This is a genomic window from Corallincola holothuriorum, from assembly GCF_003336225.1.
GTDB classification, from domain to species: Bacteria; Pseudomonadota; Gammaproteobacteria; order Enterobacterales; family Neiellaceae; genus Corallincola; species Corallincola holothuriorum.
On the sequence record NZ_QPID01000002.1, the window covers coordinates 521666 to 533676 of the forward strand.

Sequence of the window (12011 nt, forward strand, 5' to 3'; positions counted from 1 at the left end):
AATGTGTGAGTAGTTTAAGGAGCGTCAGATCACAGAGAGGTGTACTTGGGCTACTGCTGTTAACAGCCGTCGGCCTGCTCTCCTGCTCCAATAAAACTCATAAGCCCGCCCCTGTCAGCGAGTTAAGTACTCCTGCAGCCTATACCGAAGATAAACGTGGGGTGTTAAAAAGCGCCACCCATACGGTAAAAAAAGGGCAGACACTTTACGCCATCGCTTTTGCTGCTGGCAGCGATGTGCGTGAATTGGCTCGCATCAATAATATTCCTTCGCCCTACGTGATCCATCCTGGTCAAGTACTGAAATTACGTGCCTCAACAGCGAAAGCTGCACCGAAAGTGTCAAGAAAGCCGACAAAACCTAAGGTTAGCGGCAAAACTGTGACTCAGCCATCACCCACCAAGGTTGATCCCAAAAAAGGCAAGGATTACTCTGGCAATGGTGGTGAAAAAAACACCAAGCCAAAACCCGCTTCTAAAGAGGTTTATCCCTCTAAGGTAAGTGGTTGGCGCTGGCCCTCCAGAGGTAAAGTCATCACTTGGTTCAGTAGCAAGGAGCAGGGAGCCAAGGGAATTGATTTTGCAGGTAAGAAGGGTGACCCGGTTTACGCTGCCGCAGATGGCAAAGTAGTTTACTCGGGCAGTGCATTAAGAGGTTTTGGTCAACTAATAATAATAAAGCACAGCGAAGACTACCTAAGTGCCTATGCCCACAACAGTAGGCTGCGGGTTAAAGAGCAGCAGTGGGTGAGGGCGGGGCAGCATATCGCCGACATGGGAAGTAGTGGTGCTGAGCGAGTGAAGCTGCACTTCGAAATCCGATATCGGGGAACGTCGGTTAATCCGACGCGATATCTGCCAAAACGCTGATGTTATCAGCGTTACTTATTCGTAGTTTTGTCTTGAAAGTAGGACAGGATTGGGAGACTGCGTATGGGCCAGGTAAATATCTCTGAAGATGAGATGGTTATTGATTCGGTTGAAGATGAGCAATCAAGCTCAAAAAGTGCTGATGCTGGGGCGAAAAAATCAACTAAGACGAAAAAGGCATCGCTGCTAAGCGATGATGCGACGCAGGAAGATCTACAAAAGAACTTAGATGCGACGCAACTCTATTTAAGTGAAATCGGCTTTTCTCCGCTATTAACAGCTGAAGAGGAGGTCTATTTCTCCCGCCGTTCGCTGCGTGGATGTGCAGCTTCTCGAAAACGAATGATTGAAAGTAATCTGCGATTAGTGGTTAAGATCGCACGCCGCTACAACAATCGTGGGCTTGCTTTGTTAGACCTCATCGAAGAGGGCAACCTAGGGTTAATCCGCGCGGTAGAAAAATTTGATCCTGAGCGAGGCTTTCGCTTTTCGACTTATGCGACCTGGTGGATCCGCCAAACCATTGAGCGGGCGATCATGAATCAGACTCGCACCATCCGGTTACCTATTCATGTGGTCAAGGAACTGAATGTGTACCTGCGAACCGCTCGTGAATTGGCGCACAAACTCGATCATGAGCCCACGCCCGACGAGATCGCAGATGAGTTGGAAAAACCGGTGGATGATGTTCGCCGCATGCTGCGACTGAATGAGCGAATCAGTTCTGTGGATACACCTATTGGTGGTGAGACAGATAAGGCGCTGCTCGATATCATTGCCGATGAAAATGATGGGGGCCCAGAAGTAAACCTGCAGGATAAAGATATCCAAGACAGTATCGTGCACTGGCTGGGTGAATTGAATTCAAAACAACGTGAAGTGTTAGCGCGCCGCTTCGGCCTGCTGGGGTATGAGCCATCTACACTGGAAGATGTGGGCCATGAGATCGGTCTTACTCGTGAGCGGGTGCGACAGATACAAGTGGAAGCGCTGCGTCGCTTACGCGATATTCTGATGAGTCAGGGGTTGTCAGTCGATAGTTTGTTTCGCATCTGATAACTGATTGAATGATGCCGTCCGATAGTAGATAGACGGTTTTTGATTAAGCCAGCGCCGATGAGCGCTGGCTTTTTTAGTTAGAGCTTAGGGTGTTTTGATACTACAGCAATGCTTTTAGTTGATAGAGAGCGTTGAGGGCGTCTCTTGGTGTCATCTGGTCTGGGTCTATTGTCTCTAGTAGCGTGATCGCCTCATGGGGATCGTCAAGCATGTCTAGCTGTTGCTGCTGAGGATGGCTGCTGGCCGCGGGGGTTGCTGTCGGGTTGGCTTCAAGCTCGGCCAGTTTCGCTTGTGCTCTTTTGACCACACGTTTTGGTACGCCGGCAAGTTGAGCCACCTGTAAGCCGTAGCTGCGGCTTGCTGGGCCCTCCTGAACAGCATGCATAAAAGCGATAGTGTCGCCATGTTCGACGGCATCCAAGTGCACATTGGCCAGTGATGGCAGCCGCTCAGGAAGTGCCGTGAGTTCGAAGTAATGGGTTGCAAACAGCGTCATGGCGTTGATGTTTAAAGCTAACTGCTCTGCGCAAGCCCAAGCTAACGACAAACCATCATACGTACTGGTGCCGCGACCAATTTCATCCATCAGCACTAAGCTATTTGCTGTGGCGTTATTTAAGATATTGGCTGTTTCAGTCATTTCAACCATAAAGGTAGAACGACCGCTGGCAAGATCATCAGAGGCACCTATTCGGGTGAAGATGCGATCAACGGGGCCTATCGTGGCTTGCTCTGCAGGTACGTAGCTACCAATATAAGCGAGCAATGTAATGAGCGCCGTTTGTCGCATGTAGGTTGACTTACCTCCCATGTTGGGGCCAGTAACGATCAGCATTCGACGCTGGCTGGTGAGCTCTACAGGGTTGGCGATAAAAGGCTGCTTCATCACTTGTTCGACGACCGGATGACGCCCACCGTCAATATGGATCCCTGGTGTGTCACTCAAGCTAGGACGACAATACATGTGAGCGTCGGCCTTAGCGGCCAAGTTGTTCAACACATCAATTTCTGCTAAAGCTTGTGCCATCTGCTGCAGCGACTTTAGTTGCGGCATGATCTGATCAAATAGCGCTTCGTATAACTGCTTCTCCAGTGCTAAAGCCTTGCCTTGCGCGGTGAGCACTTTATCTTCATACGCTTTTAACTCAGGAATGATGTAGCGCTCATTGTTTTTCAGGGTTTGGCGGCGCACATATTCGGCAGGGACACAGTCAGCGTAACTGCGGCTGATCTCTATGTAGTAGCCATGTACCCGATTAAAGCCAACTTTTAGGGTTGGGATCCCGGTGCGCTCTTTCTCTCTTGCTTCGAGTTCTTCCAGGTAATGGCCAGCATTCTTAGCCAATGTTCGCCATTCGTCGAGTTCTGCATTGTAACCAGTGGCTATGACGCCGCCGTCTCTGATGAGTACAGGCGGTTGCTCGACGATCGCCTGTACCAACAGGTTATGTAACTCAGGTTGCGGTTGGCACTTTGCCAGCAATGCGGCCAATTTTACACAGCCTAATGGCGCCAGTAATTCATGCAGCTCGGGTAACAGGGCCAGGGTTGCTCGCAGCCGGGTGAAATCTCTTGGACGAGCAGTATGCAGTGCTACTCGTGCCAGCGCCCGTTCGATATCACTGACCCCTTTCAATAGCGACTGTAATTCGTCAATCACCATGCTTTCCAGCAGAGTTGCGATCGCTTCTTGCCGACCATTAATCAGTGCGCGGTCTCGCAGTGGGCGATGTAGCCAGCGCTTTAACATACGGCTCCCCATCGCTGTTGCCGTACCATCAAGAATTGTGGCGAGCGTGTTTTCGATCCCACCAGCGAGATTCTGTGTTAATTCCAAATTTCGCCGTGTGGCGGCGTCCAAAATGACTGCGTCATCATGTTGTTCAACTTGTATCGCATCGATATGAGGCAAAGCTGTACGTTGTGTATCTTTGACGTACTGCAGCAGGCCGCCAGCAGCACAAAGCGCTTGTGGCATAGATTCTACGCCAAACCCTTGTAAATCTTGGGTGCCGAACTGCTGGCACAACTGACTATGTGCTGTGGCAAGTTCAAACTCCCATTCTGGACGCCGGCGCTGGCCTTTGACACTATCAAGCCAGTGGGGATTAAACTGTTCGGGGTGCAATAGTTCTGCTGGCTGTGTTCTCTGTATCTCTGCCAGTAATGCTTCTTCAGTGGTCAGTTCGCATACTAGAAATCGGCCACTGCTGAGATCTAAAGTGGCGTATCCGAACGTTTCTGCGTGTTTACTAGAGCCGTAGCAGACGGCAGCGAGAAGATTATCTTGGCGCTCCTCCAATAAAGCTTCATCGGTGACCGTGCCTGGTGTAACAATGCGTACTACTTTGCGTTCAACAGGCCCTTTACTGGTTGCCGGGTCGCCAATCTGCTCGCAAATAGCGACAGACTCGCCGAGCTGTACCATACGAGCAAGATACCCTTCTACTGCATGGTAAGGCACGCCAGCCATAGGTATAGGATCTCCGGCTGAACGGCCGCGATGAGTCAATGAGATATCTAGCAGCTCACTGGCACGTTTGGCATCGTCGAAAAACAGTTCATAAAAATCCCCCATACGGTAAAAAAGCAGGATATCGGGTTGTTCAGCTTTTAAACGCAGGTATTGCTGCATCATAGGAGTATGCTGGGAAAGTACGGCGTCAGAAAGCTGCTTGCTGGTCATGAACTGTCGATGTCTCTGTTGGCTTATGCGAGTGGCGACGCAGGGGTCATTTTCATGGGCAATAGAATACGTGATCCTGATTACAACCGAAACCGTTAACAACAGTCAAAGGCCTGTATAACTGCGTATGATTCTATTCAAATAACTCATTGTATAGGTCTGAGACTATCTTTGATTAGATTGCTAACAATTTGAAAATAAAGCACTAAAAAAATTATTTTGTACAGGACTTGATACTGTATGCTCATACAGTATACTTGCCAGTAATTGTCAGGGGCCGGCTGGCTCAATTGGAGAAAATAATGGATAACAACAAGTCTAAAGCGCTATCCGCAGCACTGTCACAAATTGAACGTCAATTTGGTAAAGGTTCAATTATGCGACTGGGTGACTCCCAGGCATTGGATATTGAATCAGTCTCTACTGGTTCGCTTAGTTTGGATATCGCTTTGGGCATTGGTGGCTTGCCAATGGGCCGTATTGTTGAGATCTATGGTCCGGAGTCTAGTGGTAAAACGACACTGACTTTGGAAGTGATTGCGCAAGCACAAAAGGCTGGCAAGACCTGCGCTTTTGTCGACGCAGAACATGCTCTTGATCCTGTTTATGCCGGCAAGCTCGGTGTGAATGTTGATGAGTTGCTTGTGTCACAGCCTGACACCGGCGAGCAAGCTCTGGAGATCTGTGACATGTTAGTGCGCTCTGGCGCTGTTGATGTGGTGATTGTTGACTCAGTGGCAGCATTAACGCCGAAAGCGGAGATTGAAGGAGATATGGGTGACACCCATGTTGGCTTGCAAGCACGTTTGATGTCTCAGGCTCTGCGTAAACTGACAGGTAACATTAAGCGCTCTAACACTCTATGTATTTTCATCAACCAGATCAGAATGAAGATCGGTGTTATGTTCGGTAACCCTGAGACGACGACGGGTGGTAATGCACTGAAGTTTTACTCTTCGGTTCGCTTGGACATTCGTCGCACGGGTGCAGTGAAAGATGGCGACGAAGTTGTCGGTAATGAAACTCGCGTAAAGGTCGTGAAGAATAAGGTGGCTCCTCCGTTTAAGCAGGCAGAATTTCAAATCATGTACGGGGAAGGCGTATCTAAAGTGGGTGAGCTGATTGATCTGGGTGTACAACACAAACTGATCGAAAAAGCGGGTGCCTGGTATAGTTATAACGGCGACAAAGTGGGTCAGGGTAAAGCGAATGCGCTGCGTTATTTCAAGGAAAATACCGAGGTAGCGCAGACGATAGAGGCGAAACTTCGCGATATGCTGTTGCTTAAGCCGAAAGCTGCTCAAGAAGAGGAGCAATTAGCTGAGATTGGAGAGGAACTCTGAGTTCAGAGAATGACACTTTAAACGCCGCCATGCGCTTGCTTGCGCGGCGTGATCACTCCCACCAAGAGTTGGCGAATAAGCTTCGCCAACGGCGCTTTTCTTCTTCTGACATCGCCACCGTCCTAGACAAGTGTGCAGAGCACGGTTGGCTCGATGAACCTCGCTTTTGCGATAGTTACATTCGTCGCCGCAGTCAGCAAGGGTATGGGCCGCAGCGGATCAGAGCAGAGTTAATTCAACGGGGTATTGATAAGACGTTGATTTCTGATGCACTAAAGCAGTGTTCTGTTGATTGGCAACTCGTCCTTAGTGATTGTATTCAGCGTCGCTTTGACAGCCTATCAGCGCAAAGAGAAGAGCGTGCGAAACAGCTCCGTTTTTTGCTTTACCGTGGATTTAATCATGACTTGATCCAACAATTGGGTGATAACTGAACTAATTCTCGATTTATTGGTCATAATGTCGACTAAAATTGGTAAATATTCATAGTGTTAAAGGCACGGGAGTGAGCATGCGACGTTTGGTGACTTTAAGTTTTTTGATGAGCTTATTGGTGGGAACTGCGGTTGCAGATACATTGCGATTGAAAGATGGACGAGTCATTGAAGGCACAATGGTCGCGCGGGATCAGAATATGGTGACTTTCAATGTCAACGGCCAAGACCAATGGTTCCCAACTGAACAGGTTGCAGGCATCGACTTCGGTGACGCTGCGCCAACTGCGCAAGCTCCTGCTGCACAGGCCCCCGCTGCACCAGCCCCGGCGCCACAAGCCTCCGCACCCGCAGAAGTGGCCGCGGGCACTCAGCTAACGGTGCGCTTGAGTGATACCTTAGATACGCGAAAAACAGGCAAAGGTCAGCGCTTTACTGCGGTATTGGAAGCCGATTTAGTGGCTTCAAACGGTAGCGTGATTGCTCCCCGAGGTAGTCAGGTTTACGGTCGTGTGATTGAAGCAGACTCTTCTGGCCGATTGGCTGGTAAGCCTTCCATCGTACTTGAGCTGACCGAAGTGATGGTGAACAATCAAATGAAACCTATTGTTACCGGCCAGCTGCAAGCCTCCGGCGACAGCGCTGGGCGCAACACTGTTGGGCGGACTGCTCGCGGAGCCGTCATTGGCGGGTTAATTGATGGCGGAGATGGTGCCAAGACGGGGGCTAAAGTTGGATTGGGTGCATCAGTGTTGTTTGGTAAGAATCATATAGAAATTCCCAGCGGAACCTTGTTAGATTTTAGACTTCGAACACCGTTTTTTGGCTAGTTTCCATAAAAAACATATAAAAGGGGCCTAAATGGCCCCTTTTTTGATCTAATTTTGCTCTGAAAATCGTTAAGTGGTTGTTCCGTGCTTGTTAGGGCATATAATTGGCGGTTTAAATTTATGCCGTGCCGCCAACGTGCTTGTTTTTGTTTGCGGTGATAAATACCTGTTTGCCGGGATCCTTGTATGTATATGACCAGTGCCGCTCTTCGAGAAGCGTTTCTCGAATTCTTCAGAACGAAAGGGCATCAGCTTGTTGCCAGTAGCTCACTTGTGCCGCACGACGATCCAACGCTGCTGTTTACCAACGCAGGTATGAACCAATTTAAGGATGCATTTCTTGGCAAAGAGCAGCGCAGCTACACCCGTGCCGCCTCATCACAGCGTTGTGTTCGCGCCGGCGGTAAGCACAATGATTTGGAAAATGTAGGTTACACCGCTCGCCACCATACTTTCTTCGAAATGTTGGGTAACTTTAGTTTTGGTGATTATTTCAAGCGCGACGCGATTTGTTTTGCTTGGGAGTTTCTCACCGATACGTTGAAACTGCCTAAAGAACGTTTGTTAGTTACCATTTACGAAACTGACGACGAGGCATTTGAACTCTGGGCTAATGAGATTGGCGTTCCTGCGGACCGCATTGTGCGTATAGGAGACAAGTCCGCTGATAAGAAGTTTGAATCAGACAACTTCTGGCAAATGGGTGATACCGGCCCATGTGGCCCTTGCACCGAGATCTTTTACGACCACGGTGAACATATCTGGGGAGGACCTCCCGGTTCACCAGAAGAAGATGGCGATCGCTTCATCGAGATCTGGAATGTTGTTTTCATGCAGTTTAATCGCCAATCAGACGGCACTATGGAACCGTTACCTAATCCATCGGTGGATACCGGCATGGGGTTGGAGCGGATTGCCGCGATACTGCAGGGAGTGCATTCAAACTACGAGATCGACATTTTTCAAACCCTGATCAAGCATGCTGCTCAGATTATCGGTACGACAGATTTAGAAGATAAATCGTTGCGGGTGATTGCCGACCATATCCGTTCATGTTCTTTCTTGATCGCCGATGGCGTGATGCCCTCCAATGAAGGTCGGGGTTATGTTTTACGTCGTATTATCCGCCGAGCGGTGCGCCATGGACATAAACTGGGGGCGACGGGTGTGTTCTTCCACCGTTTAGTCCCGGTACTCGCAAACGAGATGGGCGCGGCGTTTGATGAACTGAATAGTCAGTTGCCTATTATCGAAAAAGTGTTGAAGGTAGAGGAAGAGCAATTTGCTCGCACTCTGGACCGTGGATTACAGATCTTGGATGATGAGCTAGCAGCGCTGCAGGGTGATGTGGTGCCTGGCGAGTTGGTTTTCAAACTATACGATACCTACGGTTTCCCTGCTGATTTAACGGCAGATATTGCCCGTGAACGCTCGTTGACCATAGACCAAGCTGGGTTTGATGTTGAGATGGCGGCACAGCGTAAACGTGCACAATCAGCGAGTAACTTTGATAAAGATTATAACGCCGACCTAAATATCAGTCATTGCACGGAATTTGTCGGCTACGACAATCTGACTATGAACTCAAAAGTGATAGAGATACTGACGAAAGCTGGCGAGTCAGTCAAAAAATTGAAGGCCGGAGAAGAGGGTATTGTCATTTTGGATAACACCCCTTTCTACGGTGAAAGTGGTGGTCAAAAGGGCGATATCGGTTCGCTGCGGATGAACGATGGCGCATTTGCTGTGACTGATACGCAGAAGTCGAGTAAAGCTATTGTTCATAATGGTTATGTTGAATTTGGTGAGATATACGTTGGCGAAGAGTTAACCGCTGACGTCGATGAGCGTCATCGAAAAACAACCGCACTTAACCACTCTGCTACTCACCTATTGCATGCTGCTTTACGCCAAGTGTTAGGTGAGCATGTTCAGCAGAAAGGCTCACTGGTTGGGCCGGAACGCCTGCGTTTTGATTTTAGCCATTTTGAAAGTCTGAGCATGGGTACTCTTCGCCAAATAGAACACCTCGTTAATCAACAGATAAGACGGAATAACCCGGTGACGACGCAGTTGATGAATCTCGATGAAGCGAAGAGCGCTGGCGCAATGGCACTGTTCGGCGAGAAGTACGACGACGATGTACGTGTCGTTGGTATGGGTGAGTTTTCCACCGAACTCTGTGGTGGTACACACGTTGAGCGAACCGGCGATATCGGCTTTTTCAAAATCACTACAGAGGCTGGGATTGCAGCTGGGGTGCGGCGAATTGAGGCGGTTACCGGACAGGCCGCGATTGACATGATGCATGCTATCGGCAAGCAGATGGAAGAGATGAGCACATTGGTTAAGGGTGATAACCATTCTATCGCTGATCGTGTTCGTCAGACCGTCGATCGTATGCGCTCACTGGAAAAAGAGGTTGAGCAACTCAAAGCTGAGCTTGCCAAACATAAAGGCGCAAGCTTGACCGATGAGACGATTGATATCAATGGTGTCAAAGTGCTTGTCAGCCAGTTAGATGGAGCAGACCCTAAGAGCTTACGCGGTATGGTGGATGACCTTAAAAACCGTCTTGGTTCTGGTGTTGTTGTATTAGGTGTTCCGGGCGACGGTAAGGTGAGCTTGATTGTTGGGGTTACAAAAGATCTGACTGGTAAAGTGAAAGCTGGTGAACTGGTGAATATGGTCGCACAGCAGGTCGGCGGTAAAGGTGGTGGACGTCCAGATATGGCGCAGGCTGGTGGTAGCGATGCGGCAGCTTTACCTGCTGCCTTAGCGTCCGTGAGCCCTTGGCTGACTGAACGACTCTAGAGCAAGGAGCAATAAGCGTGGCACTGATAGTTCAAAAATTTGGTGGTACTTCGGTTGGTACTGTTGAACGCATCGAAGCTGTTGCGGAGCGCGTTGTGCGGCACCGTGCCGCCGGCGACGATGTCGTGGTGGTGGTCTCAGCTATGTCAGGTGAAACTAATCGCCTGTTAGGCTTAGCCAATGCGATTGATCCCGATGGCTCAGCTCGTGAGCTCGATGTTCTGGTTTCCACTGGCGAGCAGGTAACGATTGCCTTACTGGCAATGGCCTTGAATAAGCGTGGCTGTGCTGCGCAGTCTTTTACCGGAGATCAGGTTAAGATCTTAACTGACGACTCCCATAGCAAAGCACGCATTTTAGATGTTGAACATAGCTTACTTAATCAACGTCTTGGCGAAGGCGTTGTGCCTATCGTCGCAGGGTTCCAGGGCGTAGATGAGAATAACAACATCACCACCCTTGGCCGTGGCGGTTCAGATACCACGGCGGTGGCGATAGCCGCTGCAATAAAAGCTGATGAGTGCCAGATCTATACTGACGTGGATGGTGTATATACCACTGATCCGCGGGTTGAGCCTTCGGCACGTAAGATGAATACCATTACCTTCGAAGAGATGCTGGAGATGGCAAGTCTGGGCGCCAAAGTGCTGCAGATCCGTTCAGTTGAATTCGCCGGTAAATACAATGTACCACTGCGCGTGCTGTCTAGCTTCGAAGAGGGGCAAGGCACGCTGATCACCTATGAGGGATTGAATATGGAGAAGCCGCTGGTATCGGGCATTGCGTTTAATCGTGATGAAGCACGGTTAACTATACTGGGGGTTCCTGATCAGCCAAATGTTGCTGCTTCAGTGCTCGCACCTATAGGCAAAGCGAATATCGATATTGATATGATCATTCAGAATGCGGTAGGTGATAACACAGCAGACTTTACTTTTACTGTACACCGGAACGATTTTGCACGCGCAAAGGCTATTTTAGACGAAACTTGTGCAAAGTTGGGAGCTAAAGGGGTGCAGGGCGACGATCATATCGCTAAAATCTCCGTGGTGGGTGTGGGCATGAAGAGCCACGCCGGTGTTGCTGTGACGATGTTTGAGTCGCTTGGCGATGAAGGAATTAATATTCAACAGATTTCGACATCAGAGATTAAGATCTCGGTGTTGGTTGAAGAAAAATATTTAGAACTGGCTGTGCGAACCTTACATGCAGCCTTCAATCTGGATAAAGAACCGGTGCAGTAGTCAGTTACCGTTAAGAAAGTTTAAACTTTTACTAGCTAATCGTTGTCTATAAGCTAAGTTAATAATAATCCTGAGTTTTAAAGGCGCCCCAGAGTGGCCACTCAGAGTTTAAGGAATGAAGGAGCAAGCGAATGCTAATTTTAACTCGTCGAGTTGGTGAGACCCTGATGATTGGTGATGAAGTCACCGTGACGGTATTGGGTGTTAAAGGTAATCAGGTTCGTATCGGTGTGAATGCGCCGAAAGAGGTCTCTGTGCATCGCGAAGAGATTTATATGCGTATTCAGGCTGAGAAGGGTGATGATGAGGGTAATCAGAACTACTAGCCTGTGAATAGATTAGACAAAGCCGACTTCATGTCGGCTTTGTTCGTTTTATGGCAACAAAATGTTCGATTTTTGCACGTATAAGTGAAAACTCGATTGAAGTACCAAAAAGCTCCCAAAAAGTGTTTGACATAAGCGCCAGTTTCATTAGAATTCAGCGCCACTAAAGGTGAGGTGGCCGAGTGGCCGAAGGCGCTCCCCTGCTAAGGGAGTATGGGGTTTGTAGCCCCATCGAGGGTTCGAATCCCTCCCTCACCGCCATTAGTTTGATGTAACGCGCTCGTAGCTCAACTGGATAGAGTACCTGGCTACGAACCAGGCGGTTGGAGGTTCGAGTCCTCCCGAGCGCGCCATTAACTAAACAGTTTCAAAATTGATGTACTAGACTATGTCAATTGCACCGATT

Annotated in this window: 9 protein-coding genes and 2 tRNA genes; 10 read left to right on the plus strand and 1 reads right to left on the minus strand. The window is 49.1% G+C overall.

The annotated features are described in order from the left end of the window. The first annotated feature begins 5 nt into the window (after positions 1–5). A complete protein-coding gene (locus DU002_RS05245; RefSeq protein ID WP_114337306.1) occupies positions 6–869 on the plus strand; it encodes a peptidoglycan DD-metalloendopeptidase family protein in 864 nt (287 codons plus the stop codon). A gap of 63 nt (positions 870–932) precedes the next feature. After that, positions 933–1925 carry an RNA polymerase sigma factor RpoS gene (gene rpoS, locus DU002_RS05250; RefSeq protein ID WP_170308591.1) on the plus strand — a complete coding sequence of 331 codons (993 nt, stop codon included), beginning with the start codon at positions 933–935 and terminating at the stop codon, positions 1923–1925. Between the two features lie 103 nt (positions 1926–2028). On the opposite strand, the gene mutS is transcribed toward rpoS, so the two are convergent. Beyond that, on the minus strand, positions 2029–4614 hold the full coding sequence (gene mutS, locus DU002_RS05255; protein ID WP_114337307.1) for a DNA mismatch repair protein MutS: 2586 nt from the start codon (positions 4612–4614) through the stop codon (positions 2029–2031). Positions 4615–4916: 302 nt separating this feature from the next. Here mutS and recA point away from each other — a divergent pair, with 302 nt between their 5' ends. The 8 genes from recA to DU002_RS05295 all read left to right on the plus strand — a co-directional run bounded on the left by recA (position 4917) and on the right by DU002_RS05295 (position 11958). Then, positions 4917–5957 carry a recombinase RecA gene (recA, locus tag DU002_RS05260; protein WP_114337308.1) on the plus strand — a complete coding sequence of 347 codons (1041 nt, stop codon included), beginning with the start codon at positions 4917–4919 and terminating at the stop codon, positions 5955–5957. A gap of 29 nt (positions 5958–5986) precedes the next feature. Next, positions 5987–6391 (plus strand): regulatory protein RecX, encoded by a 405-nt coding sequence (locus DU002_RS05265; RefSeq protein ID WP_114337309.1) that lies wholly within the window; start codon positions 5987–5989, stop codon positions 6389–6391. A 77-nt stretch (positions 6392–6468) separates the two neighbouring features. After that, positions 6469–7221 (plus strand): hypothetical protein, encoded by a 753-nt coding sequence (locus DU002_RS05270; protein WP_114337310.1) that lies wholly within the window; start codon positions 6469–6471, stop codon positions 7219–7221. Positions 7222–7407: 186 nt separating this feature from the next. Then, complete coding sequence (gene alaS, locus DU002_RS05275; protein WP_114337311.1) at positions 7408–10035, plus strand: alanine--tRNA ligase; 2628 nt, start codon at positions 7408–7410, stop codon at positions 10033–10035. A gap of 17 nt (positions 10036–10052) precedes the next feature. After that, positions 10053–11279 (plus strand): aspartate kinase, encoded by a 1227-nt coding sequence (locus DU002_RS05280; protein WP_114337312.1) that lies wholly within the window; start codon positions 10053–10055, stop codon positions 11277–11279. 131 nt (positions 11280–11410) lie between these two features. Continuing rightward, the gene (gene csrA / locus DU002_RS05285; protein ID WP_114337313.1) at positions 11411–11605 is read left to right on the plus strand and encodes a carbon storage regulator CsrA; all 195 of its coding nucleotides are present in this window, start codon (positions 11411–11413) and stop codon (positions 11603–11605) included. Between the two features lie 168 nt (positions 11606–11773). Continuing rightward, positions 11774–11866: transfer RNA gene (locus DU002_RS05290), tRNA-Ser, on the plus strand. A gap of 15 nt (positions 11867–11881) precedes the next feature. After that, positions 11882–11958, plus strand: a tRNA-Arg gene (locus tag DU002_RS05295). Positions 11959–12011 lie beyond the last annotated feature (53 nt).